General features: G+C 67.3%; 12 protein-coding genes. 3 read left to right on the plus strand and 9 right to left on the minus strand.

The genetic code is table 11. The features are described 5' to 3' along the window. Positions 1-2 precede the first annotated feature (2 nt). Both ACFW16_RS20090 and ACFW16_RS20095 read left to right on the plus strand, forming a co-directional pair. Positions 3-992, plus strand: coding sequence for an FAD binding domain-containing protein (locus ACFW16_RS20090; protein ID WP_380308229.1), 990 nt, complete (start codon positions 3-5; stop codon positions 990-992). Next, on the plus strand, positions 989-3,106 hold the full coding sequence (locus ACFW16_RS20095) for a xanthine dehydrogenase family protein molybdopterin-binding subunit (RefSeq protein WP_380308231.1): 2,118 nt from the start codon (positions 989-991) through the stop codon (positions 3,104-3,106). The genes ACFW16_RS20090 and ACFW16_RS20095 overlap by 4 nt, the downstream gene beginning before the upstream one ends. A gap of 34 nt (positions 3,107-3,140) precedes the next feature. Here ACFW16_RS20095 and ACFW16_RS20100 read toward each other — a convergent pair whose 3' ends face one another. The 6 genes from ACFW16_RS20100 to ACFW16_RS20125 form a co-directional block, all read right to left on the minus strand. Beyond that, the gene (locus ACFW16_RS20100) at positions 3,141-3,983 is read right to left on the minus strand and encodes a carbohydrate ABC transporter permease (protein ID WP_380308233.1); all 843 of its coding nucleotides are present in this window, start codon (positions 3,981-3,983) and stop codon (positions 3,141-3,143) included. Next, entirely contained in the window at positions 3,973-4,896 is a 924-nt protein-coding gene (locus ACFW16_RS20105) for a carbohydrate ABC transporter permease (RefSeq protein WP_380308235.1), read from the minus strand. Before ACFW16_RS20105 ends, ACFW16_RS20100 begins: the two co-directional genes overlap by 11 nt. A gap of 23 nt (positions 4,897-4,919) precedes the next feature. Beyond that, entirely contained in the window at positions 4,920-6,188 is a 1,269-nt protein-coding gene (locus ACFW16_RS20110) for an ABC transporter substrate-binding protein (RefSeq protein ID WP_380308237.1), read from the minus strand. Between the two features lie 45 nt (positions 6,189-6,233). After that, entirely contained in the window at positions 6,234-7,847 is a 1,614-nt protein-coding gene (locus tag ACFW16_RS20115; protein ID WP_380308239.1) for an FAD-dependent oxidoreductase, read from the minus strand. Continuing rightward, positions 7,844-8,902 (minus strand): LacI family DNA-binding transcriptional regulator, encoded by a 1,059-nt coding sequence (locus tag ACFW16_RS20120; protein WP_380308241.1) that lies wholly within the window; start codon positions 8,900-8,902, stop codon positions 7,844-7,846. The genes ACFW16_RS20115 and ACFW16_RS20120 overlap by 4 nt, the downstream gene beginning before the upstream one ends. Before the next feature lie 395 nt (positions 8,903-9,297). After that, entirely contained in the window at positions 9,298-9,549 is a 252-nt protein-coding gene (locus ACFW16_RS20125) for a hypothetical protein (RefSeq protein WP_380308243.1), read from the minus strand. Between the two features lie 548 nt (positions 9,550-10,097). Here ACFW16_RS20125 and ACFW16_RS20130 point away from each other — a divergent pair. Continuing rightward, positions 10,098-15,353, plus strand: coding sequence for an SDR family NAD(P)-dependent oxidoreductase (locus ACFW16_RS20130; protein WP_380308245.1), 5,256 nt, complete (start codon positions 10,098-10,100; stop codon positions 15,351-15,353). A 110-nt stretch (positions 15,354-15,463) separates the two neighbouring features. On the opposite strand, the gene ACFW16_RS20135 is transcribed toward ACFW16_RS20130, so the two are convergent. The 3 genes from ACFW16_RS20135 to ACFW16_RS20145 are packed head-to-tail and all read right to left on the minus strand — an operon-like array spanning position 15,464 to position 20,029. Continuing rightward, the gene (locus tag ACFW16_RS20135) at positions 15,464-17,569 is read right to left on the minus strand and encodes a substrate-binding domain-containing protein (RefSeq protein WP_380308247.1); all 2,106 of its coding nucleotides are present in this window, start codon (positions 17,567-17,569) and stop codon (positions 15,464-15,466) included. A 4-nt stretch (positions 17,570-17,573) separates the two neighbouring features. Continuing rightward, positions 17,574-18,848 carry an amidohydrolase family protein gene (locus ACFW16_RS20140; protein WP_380308249.1) on the minus strand — a complete coding sequence of 425 codons (1,275 nt, stop codon included), beginning with the start codon at positions 18,846-18,848 and terminating at the stop codon, positions 17,574-17,576. A gap of 50 nt (positions 18,849-18,898) precedes the next feature. Further along, positions 18,899-20,029 carry an ABC transporter substrate-binding protein gene (locus ACFW16_RS20145; RefSeq protein WP_380308251.1) on the minus strand — a complete coding sequence of 377 codons (1,131 nt, stop codon included), beginning with the start codon at positions 20,027-20,029 and terminating at the stop codon, positions 18,899-18,901. Between the last annotated feature and the right edge of the window lie 25 nt (positions 20,030-20,054).

A 20,054-nucleotide genomic window follows, 5' to 3' on the forward strand; every position in this document is an offset into this window, starting at 1 on the left:
CCATGCAGAGCTTCGCCTATGAGCGGGCAGAGACCCTGGCGCAAGCGATCGGGGCCGCGGCCGAGCCGGACACGGCAGTGATCGCCGGCGGCACCGAGCTTCTCAACTGGATGAAGGATGGCATCACCGCGCCGCGGCGCCTGGTCGACCTGAACGGCCTGTCAGGCCTCGACGGCGTCGTGGCCGACGATCGCGGCCTCAGGATCGGGGCGCTGGCCCGGATGGGCGACCTCGCCGAGCATCCGGCGATCCGGCGCGACTGGCCGGCCGTCTCGCAGGCGCTGCTGCAGAGCGCCTCCGCCCAGATCCGCACCATGGCCTCGATCGGCGGCAACCTGATGCAACGGACGCGCTGCCCCTATTTCCGGGCCGAGGTCGACCTGCCCTGCAACCGGCGCCGGCCGGGCAGCGGCTGCGCGGCACTGGCGGGCGAGGACCGGTCGGCCGCGATCTTCGGCTGGACCGAGCAATGCGTCGCCACCCATCCGTCGGACGTGGCGGTGGCCCTGGCCGCGCTCGACGCCGTGGTGCATGTCGATGGGCCCGGCGGGCCGCGCGCGATCCCGGTCACGGAGTTCCATCGCCTGCCCGACCACGGATCGATCCGAGAGACCGTGCTGGAGCCCGGCGAGCTGATCACCGCGATCGAGGTGCCGGCCTCCGCCGCCGCGCGGCGGTCGCATTATCTCAAGCTGCGCGAGCGGGCGTCCTACGAATTCGCGCTGGTCTCGGCGGCGGTGGGACTCGACCTCGACGGCGGTGTGATCCGCGAGGCGCGGATCGCGCTCGGCGGTGTCGCGGCGAAGCCCTGGCGCCTGGACGAGACCGAGGCGGCCCTGCGGGGCGTGACACTGACGAACGAGCCGGCGCTGCGGCGCGCTGTGGACGCCGGCTTTGCCGAGGCGCGGCCGCTGCGCCGGAACGGCTTCAAGGTGGAGCTCGCCAAACGCGCCGTCATCCGGGCGCTGCAGATCGCGGGAGGCATGGCATGAGCGGCGGAATCGGGCAGGCGGTCAGCCGGCGGGACGGTCCGGCGAAGGTCACCGGCGCGGCGCGCTACGCCGCCGATACGCCGGTCGCAGATGCCGTCCATGCCGTGATCGTGCCGGCGACACGGCCGAAGGCCCGGATCACGAAGATCGATCTCGGCCGGGCATCGGCCGCGCCCGGCGTGATCCGCATCTTCACCCATGAGACCACGCCGCGCTTCGGCCACGTCACCGTGGTGCTGGCGGAGGACAACCTGCCGCCGCTGCAGGGCGACCGCGTCCTGTACGAGGGGCAGCCGGTGGCGCTGGTGGTCGCCGGGACGCCGGAGCAGGCAACTGAGGCCGCGCGCCTCGTCCGCGTCTCCTATGACGAGGAGCCGTTCGACGTAGATTTCCTCTCCGATCCGGATCGCGCCGAGCCGGTCGCCGAGTTCTTCGGCCTGCCGCTCGACACCGCCTGGGGCGACGTGGCGGCGGCGTGGAGCGAGGCCGATGCCAGGACCGAGGCCGTCTATGTCACGGCCGACCGGCACCACAACCCGATCGAGCCGGGGGCGATCCTGGCGGTCTGGCAGGACGGGCAGCTCACCGTGCATGATGCGACGCAAGGGGTGGCGGAGGAACGCGAGGCGCTGGCCCAGGCGCTCGGGCTCGATCCGGCGCAGGTGCGGGTCCGCAACGACTTCATCGGCGGCAGCTTCGGCGCTAAGCTCTGGGGCCTGCCGCACCAACTGCTCGCGGCCATGGCGGCGCGGCAGCTGGAGCGCCCGGTGAAGCTGGTGCTGACCCGCGCCCAGACCTACACGGCCTGGGGCTACCAGTCGGCGACCCGCCAGACGGTCGCCCTGAGCGCCCGGGCCGACGGCAGCCTCACCGGCCTCCGCCACGACGTCGTCGCTGCGGGCTCCCATATCGGCCACTACATCGAGGCTGCGGGCTGGGACACACCCGCGATCTACGCCACGCCGAGCTTCAGGATCAGCCATCGCCGCAGGCGCCTGGACCGCGCCAGCCCCTCGGCCATGCGCTCGCCCTTCGGCGGCGTCGGCCTGGTCCCGGTCGAGATCGCCATGGACGAGCTCGCCGGCCGCCTCGGCATGGACCCGCTGGAACTCCGGCTCCGGAACCACGCCGAGGCCCATCCGGCCGATGGCCGCCCCTTCTCGTCCAAACGGCTCAGGGAATGCTATGCGGAAGCGGCGCGGCGCTTCGGCTGGTCCGAGCGGCCGGCGGCGGCGCGGTCGATGCGCGACGGGCGAACCCTGGTCGGCTGGGGCATGGCGACCGCCGTGCTGCGGGCGTTCCGCTTTCCGGCCACGGCGCGGACCGGCATCGGCCGCGACGGCCGGGTGCTGGTCGAGACCGCCACCCATGATGTCGGCCAGGGGCTGAGCACGATCCTCCGGCAGATCGCCGCCGATACGCTCGGCGTGGCGGTCGAGCGCGTGGATCTGGCAATCGCCGACACGGCCTTGCCCAAAACCACCTTCACCGGCGGCTCCTCGACCTCGATGAGCGTCGGTTCCGCCGTGCAGGCCGCGGCCGCGGCCCTGAGGGAGAAGCTGGTCGAGGCCGGCGCAAACGGGCCGGAAGGCTATGCCGGCGCGGTGGCGCGGCTCGGGGTCGAGCGGCTGTCGGCCGAGGGCGAGTGGTCGCCGGCCGACGGCGAGGCGACCCCGCCGATCTTCAGCTTCGGGGCGGTGTTCGCCGAGGTGCGGGTCGACCGGGACATTCCGATCCCCAGGGTCAGCCGCGTCGTCGGCGTCTACGACGCCGGCCGGATCCTCAATCCGAAGACCGCCCGCAGCCAGATGACCGGCGGCATCGTCTGGGGGATCGGCCAGGCGCTGCTGGAGCGCTCGGAGATGGATCCCCGCCTCGGGCGGTTCCTGTCGAAGAACCTGGCCGGCACCCTCGTCCCGGTGAACGCCGATGTGGGCGAGATCGACGTGGCCTTCATCGAGGCGCCCGACCCGCATGCCAGCCCGCTCGGCGCCCGCGGCATCGGCGAGCTGGGCGCCATCGGCATCGGCGCGGCGATCGCCAACGCCGTGTCCGACGCCACCGGGGTGCGCGTGCGCGAGCTGCCGATCCGGCCGGAGCATCTGATGGGATGACAGGCCGCCGTCGCCGCCCGCCGCAGCCGGAGGCTCACCCCTTCAGCCCGGTATGGGCCAGCCCCTCGATGAACTGGCGCTGGGCGATGACGAAGACGATCAGCACCGGCAGCGCCGTCAGCGTCACCGCCGCCAGCTGGACGTTCCACATCGGGCCGCCATAGGCGTCGACATACTGGGTCAGCGCCTGCGGCAGCGTGAACTTCTCGGTCGAGGACAGGAACACGATCGGCTCGAGATACAGGTTCCAGCTGTGCAGGAAGGTGAAGATGGCGACGGCGCCGAGGGCCGGCCGGGCCAGCGGCAGGGCGATGCGCCAGAACAGCCCGAAGCGGCCGAGCCCGTCGATCCGCCCCGCCTCCTCCAGCTCCGGCGGCAAAGTGATGAAGAACTGGCGCATGATGAAGGTCGCCAGCACGCAGGGCGCGCCAAGGATCGGCACCAGGATCAGGGGCCAGTGGGTGTTCACCAGGCCGAGCCCCAGGAAGAAGCGGAACAGCGGCACGATCGTCACCTCGCTGGGCACCAGGAGCGCCAGCAGCACCACCATGAACACCGCGTTCTGGCCCGGGAAGCGGATGCGGGCGAAGGCATAGCCGGCCAGCGAAGCCACCGCCATGGTGCCGAGCGTCACCACCGCGGCGATGTACAGGCTGTTCCAGTACTGCAGGGCGAAGGGCTGCAGCGCGAACACCTGGGCGTAGGCGTCGAGGTCGAGGCGGCGCGGCAGCAGCGCCGGCGGGAAGGCGAAGATCTCCTGCACCGGCTTGAAGGAGGAGGTGACCATCCACCAGGTCGGGAAGATGAAGGGGATGGCCAGCACGCACATCAGCCCGTAGATCGCCAGACGGGCGCGGGGGTTGAGGTCAGCCCTCATGGAACACCCACCGCTTGCGCAGCTGCCACTGCGCGAAGGTCAGCACCGCGACGATGGCGAACAGCAGCACCGCCAGCGCCGAGCCGTAGCCGAAGGCGTGGAACTGGAAGGCCTGCTGGTACAGGTAGTAGACCAGCACGGTGGTCGAGATGCCCGGCCCGCCCTGGGTCAGCACCGCGATCTGGGCGAAGACCTGCAGCGACCCGACGATGGTGATGATCGAGGTCAGGAGAATGGTCGGGCTGATCAGCGGCAGGGTGATGCGGCGGAACTGGGCGAAGCGGCCGGCGCCCTCGATCCGCGCCGCCTCGTACAGGTCGCGCGGCACGGTCTGCAGCGCCGCCAGGAACAGCACCATGTTCAGCCCGACATTCTTGAACACCTGGACCACGATCACCGACAGCATCGCCGTGGTCTCGCCGCGCAGCCAGTTCGGCCCGGTGACGCCGAACGCGGCCAGGATGCCGTTGATGCCGCCGTCCTTCTGCAGCAGGAAGCCCCAGACGATGGTCCAGGCCACCAGCGACACCACGACCGGCGAGAAGAACAGCGCCCGGAACACCGTCATGCCGCGCAGCCGCTGGTTCAGCAGCACCGCCAGCAGCAGCGCCAGGCTGAGGTTCAGCACCACCAGCCCGATCGAGAACAGGGCGGTGGCGCGCAGCACGCCCGGCAGCTCCGGATCCTGCAGCAGCAGCCGGTAGTTGCCGTCGCCGACATAGTCGAAGCTGCCGGCCAGCACGTTCCACTCGTGCAGGCTGTACCAGGCCACCAGCGCCAGCGGCATCAGCACGAACAGCGCGACGCCGGCCAGCTGCGGCGCGACGAAGAGGTAGCCGGCCAGGGCGTCGCGGCGCCGCAGCGTCCAGAACGGCGCCCGGGGGGCGGCCGCGGCCATGGCAGGGGCCGGCATCGTGGACGTCCGCCCTGTCATCGTCACCGCGCCAGCAGCGGCCGGATGCGGCCGCACACCGCCTTCAGCGCCGCGTCGACATCGGCGTCGGGCTGCCACAGCGCGTCCAGCCCGGCCCGCACCACCTGGGCGATCTGGGCGTTGCCGGTGTGGCTGGGCTTCACCGACCCGATCTCGATGCCGCGCACCACCACCGCCTCGATCTGCCCGGGCTTCAGCATCGGGTTGGCCTTGGCCAGCAGGTCGACGCCGAGCTGGCTCTTGCGCGGCGGCGGGAAGAACTGCGCCAGCTTCGCCGAGTTCTCCGGATTGGTCAGGAAGGCCAGGAAGGACGCCGCGGCTTCCGCGTTCGGCCGGGCCTTGAACACGCCGATGCCGGCCTGGCCGATCACCGCGTATTCGCCGGCCGGCCCCTTCGGCAGCGGCACCAGGTCCCAGGCGAAGGCGCCGTCCTTCAGCAGGGCCGCCCGGCTGATCTGGGTGATGGTCATGGCGGCGTCGCCGGCGAAGAAATCGGCCGGTGCGCCGGGGCCCGGCATCGCCTGGTCGGTGAACACCGCCTTGTGCAGGAAGCGCATCGCCTCGGCCATCGGCGGCTGGTCGAAGCCGCAGGCCTTGCCGTCGGCGCTCCAGGGCGCGGCACCCCAGCCGTTCCAGATGGTGGCGAGGTTGTCCCACAGCTTGTAGTCGAAATCGCGCACCACCAGCCCGGCCTTGCCGGTCTTGGCATGGACCGCGGCGGCGTCGGCGACGGCGGTGTCCCAGATCCACTCCCCGGCCGCGATCCGCTCCGCCGGCGCCTTCACCCCCGCCTGCTTCAGCAGGTCGAGATTGACGAAGACGCCGAAGGGCGAGGTCGACAACGGATAGGCGTAGAGCACGTCGTCGCGGCGCCACAGCGCGGTGGCGCTGGGCAGGAGGTCGTCATAGCCGTAGCCCGGCGTCGCCCGCAGCACGTCCTGCAGCGGCAGCAGCACGCCGGAAGAGACGAAATCCGGCGCCGAGTTCTCGAAGATCCAGGCCAGGTCCGGCGCGTTGCCGCCGGCGATCTGGGTGGTCAGCGCCGTGGTGTAGCCGTCGAAGGGCAGCGTCTCGAAGGTGATCGACGCCACCTCCGGATGATCCTTGCGATATGCGGCGGCGATGTCGTCCAGCAGCTGCAGATGCGCCTTGTTGCCGGTCCAGACGGTCATCCGGAGCGCTGTGCCTTCCGCCCGGGCCGGAGCCCCAAGGGCCGTCGCGGCCAGCAGGCCGGCCGCGGCGATGGCGAAGATACGCTGTCCGAGCGTCATGGCGTCCTCCCTTTCCTGTTTATCCTTGGCTGGTTGCGGTGCCGGTCAATAGCCGACGACATCCGGCCAGCGCAGTTCGACACCCTGCCCTTCCAGCCTAGCCTGGAACGCGGCCAGCCGGTCCGGCCGCGCCCGCACCGCGCGCGGCGGCAGGTCGTGCTGCAGGCACCAGGCGGCGAGATGGCCCGCCACCTCGCCGATATTCCACTCCACCGGATGCAGCCGGTAGCAGCCATTGGTGATGTGGGTGGTGCCGATCGCCTTGCCGGCCGGCAGCAGGTTCTCCATCCGCCGCGGCAGCAGGGCGCCGAGCGGGATCTCGAACGGGCAGGAGCCGACATCGATGTAGTTGTCGCCGCCGGTCGAGGGATGCAGGTCGATCCGGTACATGCCGACGCCGACGGAATCGCGGTAGCGCACGGCCCCGCGGGCGCCGCGAACCGCCAGCGACAAATCCTGCTCCACCACCGTGTATTCGGCGCGGATGCGGCGGGATTCGCGGATGTAGGGCGCCTGGGCCAGTCCGTCGAGCGTGCCGGTGACGTCGCTGCGCAGCCTGAGGCCCGGGAATCCCGCGCCGCCGTCCAGCCGCGGCGCCTCGGTCTGCAGCCAGTACAGCACGCAGCGCGACAGCTCCTCGGCGCCGGCCAGGTGGCGTCGCGCCTCGTCCTCGGGCACCTCGAACACCGGCCCCTCGAAATAGTCGATCATCGGCCAGTTCACGAGGGTGATGTCGCTGCCATAGGTGCCGCCGGTGAAGTTGCGGCGGGCGGCGATGCGCCGGAAGGTCCAGAGGTTGCCGTCGCCCGGGTTCAGCCGCTGGTCGGCGTTCACCGCCAACGGGTCGTCGTCCGGGTTCGGGGTGAAGCTGCGCTCGACGATCTCCAGCGTGCGCGGATGCGGCGACCGCCAGCCGAGCAGCGGCCCGCCCCAGAACTCCGGCCGGTAGTCGCGCCAGAAGGCGTAGTTCGCCGGCCGGTCGATGACGTGGCTGCCGTCGACATGGTCGATGGCGAAGCAGATCGACACCGCCTGCATGTTCAGGGGCTGGGCGGCCCAGGGTGCGCTCGGCTCCCCGGTCTCGGTGCGGGATTCGAAGCCGGTGACGTATTCGGTGCCGGTCAGCGGCAGCAGCGCGCCGGTCTCGGTCGCGTCCAGCACGTAGCGGCCGGATGCGACGATGTCCGGCCCGCCGTCGCGATGGGCCAGGCGGACGGCCCGCACCCGGTCGCCGTCGACATCCGCGGCCACCGGCCGGTAGGGCTGCAGCACGCGGAGGCGGCCGGAGCCGCGCCACGGCGCCAGCATCGCCTCGATCACCGCCAGGCCGACCCGCGGCTCGTGGCACAGCCGGCTGACCCAGCCGGCGCCGGGGTTCAGGTCGCGCCAGGCCCGCGCGCCCTCGGTCAGCGGGTAGTGGCGGCGGTAGTGGTCGCGGATGCCGTCGCGCAGGGCCCGGTAGCTGGCGGTGACGCCGAAGCGCTCGACCCAGGAATGCTCGTCCGGGGGCACCGCCTGGCTGGTCAGCTGGCCGCCGAGCCAGTCGTATTCCTCGGTCAGGATCACCGAGCGGCCGGACCTGAGCGCCGCCAGCGCCGCCGCGACGCCGCCCAGGCCGCCGCCCACCACCAGCACATCCGCATCGAATTCCCGGGTCAATTCCGTCGTCCCTTCCGCTTGTCCGGCACCGGGCCGAGGGTCTGCCCCTCGGCCAGCTCGCAGGGCAGCAGCCGCTGCCGCCCCTTCTCCTCCCCGCCCATCACCAGGGTCAGGATCTCGACCGCCTGCCGGCCCATCTCCTCCCGCGGGATGCGGAAGCAGGTGAAGGCGATGTCGGTCGCGACCGGCCGCGTCGGGTTGCCCAGCGCGATCAGCGACAGGTCGTCCGGCACCGCCACGCCCCGGTCGCGCGCCGCCCGCTCCACCACCACCGCGTCGGCCTGGTCCTCGACCAGCGCCGCGGTCGCGCCTTCGCGCAGCAGCCCGTCGACCAGCTCGCCGGGATCGCGGTCCTGGGCGGGCTCGTGGATCCAGTCCACCCCCGTCTCCTCGACCGCGGCACGGAAGCCGGCCCAGCGGTCGTCGGAGGATTCGGCGCCGCAGCCGGGGCCGATGAAGGCGAGACGGCGGTGGCCCAGCGCCACGGCCTGCCGCACCAGCGCCGCGGTGGCGGCGGCGTAGTCGGCGCCGACATAGGGCACCGGGCCGCCGGCATCGTCGCGGCGGCCGACGGCCACGAAGGGGTATCGGCCGGCGACCAGCCGGGCCAGTTCGTCCCGGTCCAGCGTCCGGCCCAGCAGGATGCAGCCATCGGCCAGGCGCAGCCGGTTGTTCTCGTGGAAGATCCGGCGGCGCCCGTCCGTCACCGGCGCGCTGGTGAACAGCAGCAGGTCGTAGCCGAACCGCTCCGCCGCCCCCTCGATGCCCAGCAGGAAGGGCGTGTAGAAATCGGCCTGCAGCGTCGGGAACACCGGCTCGTAGGTGAAGACCCCGAGCAGCTGGTTGCGCCGCCCGACCAGCTTCTGTGCCGCCGGATCGGCGACATAGCCGGTGGCGCGGATCACCTCCAGCACCCGCTCGCGCGTCTCCTGCGGGATCCGGGCCGAGCCATCGCCGCGCCGGTTGAGCACGAGCGACACGGTTGCCTGGCTGACCCCTGCCAGCCGGGCGATGTCCCGCTGCGTCAGCCGCGCGCCTCCTCCCGCTCCCGGCATGGCCTCTTCTCTTGATAATACGTATTATCAGGGATAATAATGGGATCCTGTCGGGTGGTCAATCCCTCGCCGGGGGAAGTGTCTGCTCGGCGGAAAAGGCCCGACCCGGGGCGTGGTGGGGGATCGGCCCCGGGTCGGGCTGGGCGCTCGGAGGGGGTGAGCGCCGATGATGAGACGAATGCGGGAGGCGGTTTATTCCCGATGGTGCGGAGAAACCTGGCGGCTACCGCGAGGCCGCGATCGTCCGCCCAAGCCGCTCCGCCAAAGCCGAGCCGGGGGTGCCCGGCGGCGCGGCGATGCTCATGCGGTTCTCGCCCGGCAGAGGGGTGACGACACGAACGTGATCAGATTGTCCGGTTCGTGAGAACATACGCAGAGTCTTTCGGATCGGGCAATCAGAGGCATTCACTGCCTCTGCGCCGAGCGCCGCATACACGGTTTTCCCCACCTCGATCCGCGCCGACCTCGCGGACCGTGAGGCCCTCCCCGAACGCGGCGAGCATGGCCCGCCGGCGGGCCACGGCCTTGCGGATTTTCCACGAGACGAAGTCCAGGCTGCGCCGCAGCAGACGGACGATGCAGGTTTGGACCGTCGCTTCGGGGGCCTGTTTTGCCGCCTCGCACACAACAGAATAGAGCGAAAGCATGGGGATCTGAACGATAGGCAAACGACTAAATTTTCGCCAAATCCGGATCTCTCTCGCACATTCTTACAAAATCCGTCCTGGCTATCGAAATATGTTGACATAATGTGTATTTTGAAAGGAATTTATTCACGAGAAGGTGACAGGAGATATCTATGACAAATCTGATTATATCCATGAAATATTATAATTTTGTCAGAAATATCGTTGACTTCAATTCGGATCCTAGAAAGAGGACTCAAAATGGATTCCAGGAGCGGCAATGTCCCAACATGCGGCCATCCGCATGAGAGTCCGCTCCTAAAGTTTGTCAATACACCGAAATGAGAACGACGTCTTTCTTGAGACTTTATTGAAATCAATATAATTTACCGGAATTGTATTGTCGTATCTCACCATTTCATTTCTATTTAATGTAAACGATAAAATATAATTACTAATTCAGTTAACAAACATAGCAGAAAAAGAATATTTTTGATGCGATAAAAATAGAAATAAAACTCATGAGTTAATGATGAGAAACGGTTTCTTCACATGAGGGCAAGCTGACCATGAACGAAGTTGCTGAACGCGAACCATTGGCAATCGTCGGGATGAGCTGCCGATTCGCTCCGAACTTGGATGGGCTGGATCCCTACTGGAATTTTCTTTGCAATGGTCAATCCGCTGTTCGAGAGGTCCCTCCCGAACGATGGGCGCCTTATGAGCAAGCAAATCCGGAAGCATCGGCAGTGCTTCGTCGCGCGACGAGGCGCGGCTGCTTTATGGACGGCATTGAAGATTTTGACGCGGAATTCTTTGGGATATCGGCGCGCGAGGCTGAATCCATTGACCCGCAGCAGAGGATTGTCCTTGAACTGGTGTGGGAGGCGCTGGAGCATGCCGGGATACGCCCAAGCCAACTCAAAGGAAGTAAAGCTGGCGTATTTGCTGCAGCTGGATCAAATGATTACGGGCACCAGATGTATGCGGACTTTGCACGCATTGAGCCATGGGCCCTTAATGGCGGAATGCTCTTTGGTATTGCGAATCGGGTCTCCTACGTGCTCGATCTCCATGGCCCCAGCCTGGTTGTAGATACAGCATGTGCCGGTTCGCTCACGGCGTTGCACCTGGGTTGCCAGAGCCTCTGGGACGGCACCGTTCCGATTGCCGTGATTGCCGGCGTGAACATCATGACCTTCCCCGGAGTGCTGCTGGCATTGGATGCGGCAGGAGCGACGTCGAAGGATGGGTGGTGCAAGTCGTTCGACGCCGGCGCCGACGGATACGGGCGCGGAGAAGGGGCTGGCGTCCTTATCCTGAAGCGCCTGTCCGATGCCGAACGTGATCACGACCGCGTCTTGGCCGTCATTCGGACCTCCGGCATTTTCCAGGACGGGCGAACGGCTGGAATGATGGCGCCAAATGGCGATGCCCAGGAGCTGATGCTGCGGCAGCTCTACGAACAGGCCCGCATTCCCACTGAATCCGTTCAGCATATCGAGGCGCATGGGACAGGAACCCGGCTTGGCGACAAGGCGGAGTTAACCGCCCTCTCGCGCGTCTTCGGTCCAGGCCGGAGCAACGGCGCCGAATGCCTGGTCAGTTCGGTCAAACCCAATGTAGGCCACTTGGAGGCCGCTGCCGGCATGGCCGGTCTGATCAAGGCCGTTATTTCACTTAATCGGGGTCTTTTGCCAAAGAACCTCCATCGGACGCTTAGCGGTGAGATTGACTGGGACACAGCGGGGATCAGGATCGTCTCGGAACTAACGAAATGGCCTTCTGCAGCGACGCCCAGGCGGGCGGGGGTCTCGAACTATGGTGTCGGCGGTTCGCTTGCACATGTTGCCCTCGAAGAGAGCCCTGAGGCCAGGCAGACATCAGCGGGCCGAAAAGCCCTCCCCACCGCGAGACTTTTCCCATTCTCGAGCCGCTCGCAAGAAGGCTTGACCCGATATGCCCGCAAGTTCGCGCATTGGATGGAGACGAATCCTCAGGCGGATCTGGACGATATTGGATACACGCTGAGCAGGCGGCGCGATCACCTGAGCGTAAGGTCCGGCGTCATAGCCTCGACAAGGGAAGAGTTGCTGGCCGCGTTGCAAAGCATACCGAGCGGAACCTTGTCTGAACACTACGCAACAGGGCCGATCCTGAACAACAAGAGCCGCGGCGTCGTCTTTGTTTTCTCGGGTCACGGCGCCCAGTGGGATGGAATGTGCCGCGAGTTGCTGCAGAATGAGCCGATCTTCGCTTTGGAATTGGATTCTCTTGAGCAAGTGTACCGGGAAGAATTGGGCTATTCTCCGCGCGAAGCGTTGGAGCTTGGGGGTTTCTCTTCTGTCGAGCGAACCCAAGCGATGGTTTTTGCTGTGCAGATCGCGCTGACCGCCTTGTGGGCCGACAAGGGCCTGACACCGGCCGCGGTGATCGGGTATTCCGTTGGTGAGATTGCGGCTGCCGTCGCGGCTGGGGCACTGGAAAAGATGTCGGCGGCCCGTTTCGTGTGCCGGCGGGCAGCCATCTTGCAGCGGCTTTCCGGACAAGGCGGAATGTTGATGGTCAATCTTCCGTTCGACGACGTGAAAGCGCGTCTCGGCCAAGACGTCCGCGCCGTCGCGGCCATTGCCGCAAGCCCGGCCTCCACGATCATTTCGGGCGACACCGGTGCAATCTCACAAATAGGCGATGATTGGGCGAAGGAGGGCCTCGTCACGCGACGTGTCGCGACGGACGTCGCATTTCACAGCCCGCATATCGACCGAGTTCGAGAAGATATCCGTGCTGCATGCGCCGGGCTGGTTCACCTGACGCCGACGATCGAGATGTACAACACGACATTGAATGATCCGAGAGCCCAAGTCAGCCGCGATGCGGAGTTCTGGGTCAGGAACGCCAGGGATCCCGTTCTCTTTGAGCAGGCAGTGACGGCTGCTATGGAGGACGATTTCAATCTGTATTTGGAAGTATCGACAAGGCCGACGGTCTCGCATTCGCTCCGGGAAACGGCTATTGCGAATGGTAGAGAAGACGTCGTTGTTTATCCGACAATCAAGAAGGATTGTCCGGAGCGGAGCGGCATGATGGTCAGCTTGGCCAACCTCTATTGCCATGGCGCTGACTTGGCGTGGCACGAGTCCTTCCCGCAGGCTCGCTTGGCCGATCTCCCTCCGATAAGCTGGAACCACCGTAAGTACTGGACGAAGGCATCGCCAATCACCTCCGCCGGCGGGCCAGGGCACATTCCGGAAAGTCACACCCTCCTCGGCTCTCGTACGACCGTTCGCAGTACCCCGCCGAGCTATGTGTGGAGATCGCAGCTCGACTTCGAGTCCCGCCCGTATCCGGGAAAGCACCCAGTGTTCGGAGTGGAAATCGTTCCCGCTGCGGTATTGCTGCATTCGTTCATGCAGGCAGGGGCAAGCCATGCGCGGCTGCCTTGCCTCAAGGATATTTTGTTGCATACGCCGGTGGCTGTCGAGCAGGTGCGCGATATTCAATTGGTCAGGCAGGGCAACAAGATCGAGCTCGCAAGCCGACTCGTCGAAGAAGGTGGTCGAGAAAAGGCAGAGGACGATCACTCGTGGACAACCCATACCACCGCGACCTTTACATGGGATATTGATCGGGCTTGGCAGCCAAGCGTCGAGGAGTATAGGGCACGATGCACGGAGCATGTGACACGGGCATCCATTGAAGAACTCTTCCAACGGAAGGGAATCGGCGGATATGGCTTTGAATGGTTGCTGGGCGAGCTTTATCGAGGCAGTAACGAAATAATCGCGACGATGGAAGTGTCGCCGGCTATGGCCGGAGGGAACAGCTGGGCGGCGGTTTTAGACGGTGCGTTGACGATAACCCCTTTGCTGCTGCCTGATGACAGCGCGATGCGGATGCCCGCTCGTGTCGCCAAGGTGGCGGTAGGGACGTGCTTGCCGACGAAATTCACGGTTCTTGCACGCGCCAGAGATGCTGGAGACGGCTCGGAAAGCGCGATCATAGATCTCGTCATATTTGATGATGAAAAAGGAGACATTGCGGCTTGGATAGAAGGCCTCGTGTTTGGCCTTTTGGATAAGAGGAGTGACTTCGGAGTCCTCACCGGTGAGCCTGTCTTCGTCGAGCACTGGGAAGAGCTTGTCGTCAACGGGGAGAAATCGCGCCCATTCCCGCACCTGGTCTTGCTGGGAGAGAAAAACGATACTGCTCTTCGGCTGGCGGGTGGCTTGAAGCAGGCAGGTATCGAACCCGAGCTGTGTCCGTTCGTCGATGCGGTCCCGTTGGAAAAGCATGACATTCTGGTGATCGTGCTCAGCTCCGATTTGATCGCCGGCGAAACTCCGGAAGAAAATGCCGAGCGGAATGCATGGCATCTCATGTCAACGATACGCTGGGCAATTCAGGCCAAAGTCGCCTGTCCCGGCCTCCGAGTGGGTTGTCTGACCATTGGGGTAAGAGGCATGGAAACTCAGGAGAGCCTCGGACAATCAGTGCTTTGGGGTATTTCGCGCATTATCGCGGGTGAGCGGCCGGACCTCTGGGGCGGGCTCTACGACATGGAACCGAAAGATTTGGCGAGCGCCGAAGCGGCGTCTCGCTTGCAGTCCGTTCTTCTGAATACCGAAGAAGACGTCATTGCCGTCACCGCACGTGCCGCGGAGGGCCTGCGTCTGATCCCGGCCCCGGCGGAAAAGGAAGACCACGCGATCGGGTCGTTTTGTACCGCAGAGGCGACCTATCTTGTCACCGGGGGTTTAGGAGCGCTGGGCGTACGCGCCGCGCAATATCTGGTTAACAACGGAGCGCGGCGTCTTGTTCTGACAAGCCGCAGGGGCTTGCCGCCTCGGAGCGAATGGGCGTCGATCGCCGCTCCTGAAACGCGCGCAACGATTGATTGCATCCGTGATATCGAGAGCCAAGGTGTTACGGTCCTGCCCCTCGCGCTCGATGTGTCGGATGAAGGTGCTGTCGCTGCAGCCCTCTCCGAATCCACGCTCGGCATGCCGCCCATAAAGGGCATCGTGCACGCGGCGGGGGTCTTCAAAGGCGGAATGCTGGACCAGGTTGAGCGCAAGGACCTTCGCGATGTGTTAAGGCCCAAAGTGAATGGCACGCTGGCTCTTCATAAGGCCTTTCCTCCTGGTTCGATCGATTTCTTCGTCCTTTTCTCATCTTCCGGACAGATCGGTCGACTGACAGGACAGGGGAGCTACGCTGCCGCAAACTCATTCATGGATGGATTCGCCAAGTATCGGGCGCGAAATGCGTCGGACAAGACCCTGAGCATTGGTTGGATGGCGTGGGAACGCCTGGGGATGTCGAAGACCATCGGCGTGTCGTTGCTAGAGGCAAAAGCGGTCGGTGTCGATGCAATTGACGTGTCGACGGCGTTCAGGTCCTGGGATATCGCGCAAAAAGGATCGGCGGCCTATGTTGCAGTTTTCCGCCCGAACATTTCGGATCCGGCTGCTCGGCCACTGCCGGTTTTGAGCCGTTTGACGAACGAAGTCGCCTCCGATGAAGCCCCATCTGAAACGGACCCGTGGGCATTCGTGCCTCAGGAAGCACTATTGGACTGGCTTGTAAACGATATTCAGGGATTGGTAGCCGTGGAGCTTCGTGGCTCTCCGACAGATGTTCTTCCCAAAAGATCACTGATCGATATGGGAGCGGACTCCTTGATAATGGTCGTATTGCGGATCAGATTGGCGCAGCGATATAAAATTGAAGTACCTCCGACACTTATATGGAACCATCCAACGGTTGAGGCAATCGCCCAGTATGTTCGAGGGTCGCTATGTACTGGTGCAGAAAACGAGTGACCGATGCTTGGCCCGCCATGCGGCAGGCGCTCATGTTGATCCGCCGGGAGCGAACTCGTCGCCCGTGAAGCAATCCAGCTGAATGAGGTTGGCGTGGCCGAGGGGCTGGGTCATGGCAGAGCGGCCTCGGTGACAGGATCGGTCGGAAGAGGGGGCGCGGCGGTGTCCGGCAGATCGAGGGCATCGAGCGCCGACCGGGCCGTCGGCAGGTCGGCGGCCGGCACGCGCAGCAGCAGCACGGCGCGAACCTGGCCGTCGGCGCCGCGGATCGGCCGCGCCGCCTCGCCGAGATCGGGGCCGGCCTCGCCGGCGAGCGCGGCGACGTGCTGGCCGCCTTCGGCCCGGATCGCCGCCACCAGCTCCGGCAGCGTCAGCGGCCTGCACGCGTCGCGCCGCGGCCGGGCATGGGCGGCCAAGAGCCAGCGCAGCCGGCGCTCCGGCAGCTCGGCCACCAGCAGGCGCCCGGCCAGGGTCCAGTTCACCGGCGTGCGGCCGCCGACCGCGATCGGCGGCACCCCGGGTGCCGCCCCGGACGCGGCGCGGGCGAGGGCGATGGTGCAGCGCTCGCCATGCAGCACCGCCAGCGCCGCGGTGCCGCCGGCCGAGCGCGCCAGCCGGTCCAGCACCGGCTCGGCCGCGGCGGCGAGGTCGGCGATGCCGATCGCGGCGAAGCCGGCGGCCCGCGCCCGCGGCCCGGCGCGGATCCGGCCGCGGCCGCCGCGCTGCAGCAGCCCATGCCCGGCCAGGGGACCCAGCAGATCGTGCAGCGAGGAGCGCGGCATCGCCACCGCCTGCAGGAGGTCGGCGATGCCGGCTTCGCCGCCATGGGCCTTGAGCCAGACCAGGATGTCGAGGGTGCGCAGGACCGAGCGGGCGCCGCCGTCCGCCGCCGCGCCCTTCCCGACCGCAAAGGTCGTCGGGTCGTAGTCCTCGCCCATGCCGTGGCCGAGCACCAGGCTGGGCGGCCGGTCCCAGCGCACATGGTCCTCGACGAAGACATCGGCGCGGACTGACGCGGTCTCGCAGCCCCGGCTGATCACCAAGGGCGTGTGCACCTCGATCCGCCGCGGCAGGGTGCGGCCGGCCAGGATGTCGAGCCCGGCCTCGACCGCGCGGATGCCCATGGCCGGCGGGAAGTCCATCGCCGCCAGCTTCACGCCGTGCAGGATCGCCAGCTGGTAGACCGCGTTCTGGTCGCCGCCGGTGTGCGGCGGCACGCGGCCGTCGCGGCCGGCATCGACCCAGGCCTGGATCGACCCGGCGCCGTGCAGGCCGCTGTCGCACCAGACACCGTCGATGGCGTCGCCCCAGCGCTCGATCAGCCCGGCCATGGCGCGGCGGCCGGAAGCGACCGTCATCTCGGTGTGCACGGTGTCGAGGATGCGGATGCCGGGGGAGAGCGCGAACACCTCGCGCGCCGCCCGGGCCCGGCGCAGCAGCGGCCCGATCTCCGGGTCGCCGACCATCATCACGACGCTGCCGCGGCCGCCCAGCGTCTCGACCAGCCACTGCGCCGGCAAGCGGCCGATCACGGTGTCGGGGCCGACGACCTGGACCAGCGAATGCGACGTGTCGCCCAGCAGCCGGTCGACCATGATCACGGGCAGCCCGGCGGCGCCGGCCCGGGCCAGGGCGGGCAGCAGCGCCTCGGTCTCCAGCGGGCTGACGATCAGCGCGTCGACGCCCATGGCCCGGAAGGCGTCGATGTCGCGGGCCTGGGCCGCCGCATCGTCGTCGGCATGGGCGATGCGCAGCGCGGCGATGCGGCCGGCATGCTCGGAAGCGGCGAACTGGACGCCATGGATCAGCCCCTGGCGCCAGAGATTGGCGCGGGAGCCGTTGGAGAAGCCGAAGACATGGGGCGGCGGCCGGGCGAAGGGGCCGGCGTCGACCAGCTCGGTGAAGCCCGGATTCCACAGGAAGGACCGGGCCGGACCGGTCATGCCCTGCAGCCGCGGCCGGTACGGCGCGGCCGCCGGCTCGGCCTCCAGCGCCACCGCCAGGTCGAACCAGGCGGAGCCGAGCCGGACCATGCCGCGCCGCGGCGCCTCGAGCCAGCCGGCGGCCAGCATCGGCCGCAGCACGGCGTAGAGGCTGGAGCGCGGCACGGCAAGGCCCTCGGCCAGGGCGGCGACGGCGGCTCCGCCGGGCGCCTCGATCAGCCGGTCGACGACCCCGAGCAGGATCTCGATGCCCGACTGGCGGCGTCCCCTCACAACGTCACTCGGCCGCCGCCGCCCGCATCGCCCGGCGCGGCGACAGGCGGTGCATCGCGCCGTCCTTCATCACCATGCGGATGGCGCCGTGGTCGTGGATCAGGGTGATGTCCTTCAGCGGGTCGCCGTCGACCAGGATCAGATCGGCCAGGAAGCCCTCGCGCACCTGGCCCAGCCGGTCACCCATGCCCATCAGCTCGCCGCCGATCCTTGTGGCGCATTGCAGCGCCTCGGACGGGGTGTAGCCGAACAGCTTGACGAAATGCTCGACGTCACGGGCGTTGGTGCCCTGCGGCGTCCAGGCGAAGCCGTAGTCGCCGCCGATGACGACGCGGATGCCGCGGCGGCGCATCTCGGCATAGGTGCGCTGGCTGGCCTCCAGGCACAGATGCATGCCCAGCTTGCGCGCCTTCTCCTCGTCGATGCCCCAGGGCCCGGCCTCGTGGATGGTGTTGTAGATCAGGCCGATGGCGGGGCCGACGAACACCCGGTCCTTCACCGCCTCGAGCATGTCCAGCGCCTCGCTGTCGGCCTGCTCGCAATGGTAGATCACGTCGACCCCGGCGCGGATCGCCCGCTTCACCGCCTCGCTGGCCCGGGCGTGGCAGTTCACCCGCCGGCCGAAATCATGCGCCGCCTCGACCGCCGCGGTGACCTCGGCCTGGGACATCACCGACATGCCGCCCTTGGCCGGGTCGACGAAATCGTCGCCGGAGATGTTGATCTTGATGTTGTCGACATCCTCGCGGATGCAGAGACGGACGGCGCGGCGGATCTCCTCCGGCCCGTCGCAGACCATGCCGAAGCTGGCGCGGGCCAGGTGCAGCCGGGTCTCGTCGCCGAGGCCGCCGGTCACCGTGATCTCCGGGCTGGCTGCCTTGATCCGCGGGCCTTTCAGCCGGCCCTGATCGACCTTGTCGCGGATCACCACGTCCAGCCGCGTCTTGGCGCTGGCCGCCGAGTAGCAGCTGGTGAAGCCGTGGTCCAGCAGCAGCTCGGCGTTCCACATCGTCTCCAGCACATGCTCCTCGGTCGGGATGTCGCCGAGATCGGTGTTGCGGGCCGCGCCGCAGAAGGACAGGTGGGCGTGGCCCTCGACCAGCCCCGGCATCAGCGTGGCGCCGCCGCCGTCGACCGCCTCGCAGCCGCCGGCATCCAGCCGCTCCGCCGCCGGGGCCACGGCGTGGATGCGGTCGCCGCGGACCACGACCTGGCCGGGATAAGGCTCCCGGCCGCTGCCATCCCAGATCATCGCGCCGGTGATGTGATAGTCGCCCATGGGATCCTCCGGTCTGGGCGGGGCGGGCATGAGGCCCGCCCCACGTCATCTCACCTGCCGATCCACCGCTGCGGGTAGTCCGGCATCCCTTCGCAGCCGCACATCGCGTAGTGCAGCGGCGGCATCTTCTCGTTGACGTACTTGTCCAGGTTTTCGGCCGTGATCGTCGGCTGCGGCAGCGACCAGGCCGGGCCCGGCACCTTCTCGCCCTTCAGGATGCGCAGCGCGGCGATCACCGGCGTGCGCCACTGATAGGTCGGATAGGTCGGCGCCAGCGCCTTCATGCCCGACTGCTTCCACTTCTGCAGGAAGTCCTGCTGGTCCTCGCCGGTGACGATCGGCACGTCCATGCCCTGGTCCTCGAACGCCTCGATGGCGGCGACGCTGGTGGCGCCGGCGTCCATCCACACGGCGTCGAGCTTGCCGACCCGGGTCAGGGTGTCCTCGACGATCGACTTGGTCTTGGCCCGGTCGCCATCGGTGAACTCGGCGCCGACCACCTCGATGCCCGTCTCGTCGAAGATCCGCTTGGCCGCGGCCCAGCGGTTCTCCAGCACGTCGACGCCGGGCAGGATGCGCAGCGCCAGCACCTTGCCGCCCTTCGGCACGTTGGCGGCGATGTACTCCGCCGCGGCGATGCCGAAGGCGTAGCCGCCGATCGGCTTGATCACGGTGACCGGGCAGTCGGTCAGCACGCCGCGGTCGAAGACGATCACCGGCACCTGCTTGCACGCCTCCTCCACCGCCGGGGTCAGCGCCGCGGTGGTGTTGGGCGACACGATCAGCGCGTCGCAATTGCCGCTGGCCAGCATCGCCTTGATGTCGGAGATCTGCTTGTCGTCCTTGCCCTCGGCATCGGCCACGGTGAAGGACGCGATGTCCGCCTTGTGCAGGTCGACCTCGGCCTGCATGGTGGTCCAGCCGACCACGCGCCAGGGGTTGCCGACGCCGGCGTTGGAGAAGCACAGCTTGTACGGCCCGGCCTTCTTGTACTTGGCGGTGTCGACCATCTGGCTGCCGTAGTGCTGCTCCCACGGCTTGTCGGCCGGGCCTTCCGCCTTGGCCGACATCAGAGCGCGCTGGACCTCGAATTCCTTCGGGTCGTCGAAGCTCTGCGCCTGAGCCGCGCCGGCCGCCACGGCCAGCACGGCGGCGGTGCCGATCATCATCCCGATACGCATTGGCGTTCCTCCCCTTGGTTCTGAT

Origin of the sequence: Inquilinus sp. NPDC058860 (genome assembly GCF_042743185.1) — a bacterium.
Lineage (GTDB): Bacteria > Pseudomonadota > Alphaproteobacteria > DSM-16000 > Inquilinaceae > Inquilinus.

Excerpts from the sequence above, each read along its gene's own strand:
- ACFW16_RS20090 (WP_380308229.1), top strand. The coding sequence starts at position 3 with ATGCAGAGCTTCGCCTATGAGCGGGCAGAGACCCTGGCGCAAGCGATC.
- ACFW16_RS20095 (WP_380308231.1), top strand. The coding sequence starts at position 989 with ATGAGCGGCGGAATCGGGCAGGCGGTCAGCCGGCGGGACGGTCCGGCG.
- ACFW16_RS20100 (WP_380308233.1), bottom strand. The coding sequence starts at position 3,983 with ATGAGGGCTGACCTCAACCCCCGCGCCCGTCTGGCGATCTACGGGCTG.
- ACFW16_RS20105 (WP_380308235.1), bottom strand. The coding sequence starts at position 4,896 with ATGCCGGCCCCTGCCATGGCCGCGGCCGCCCCCCGGGCGCCGTTCTGG.
- ACFW16_RS20110 (WP_380308237.1), bottom strand. The coding sequence starts at position 6,188 with ATGACGCTCGGACAGCGTATCTTCGCCATCGCCGCGGCCGGCCTGCTG.
- ACFW16_RS20120 (WP_380308241.1), bottom strand. The coding sequence starts at position 8,902 with ATGCCGGGAGCGGGAGGAGGCGCGCGGCTGACGCAGCGGGACATCGCC.
- ACFW16_RS20125 (WP_380308243.1), bottom strand. The coding sequence starts at position 9,549 with ATGCTTTCGCTCTATTCTGTTGTGTGCGAGGCGGCAAAACAGGCCCCC.
- ACFW16_RS20130 (WP_380308245.1), top strand. The coding sequence starts at position 10,098 with ATGAACGAAGTTGCTGAACGCGAACCATTGGCAATCGTCGGGATGAGC.
- ACFW16_RS20140 (WP_380308249.1), bottom strand. The coding sequence starts at position 18,848 with ATGGGCGACTATCACATCACCGGCGCGATGATCTGGGATGGCAGCGGC.
- ACFW16_RS20145 (WP_380308251.1), bottom strand. The coding sequence starts at position 20,029 with ATGCGTATCGGGATGATGATCGGCACCGCCGCCGTGCTGGCCGTGGCG.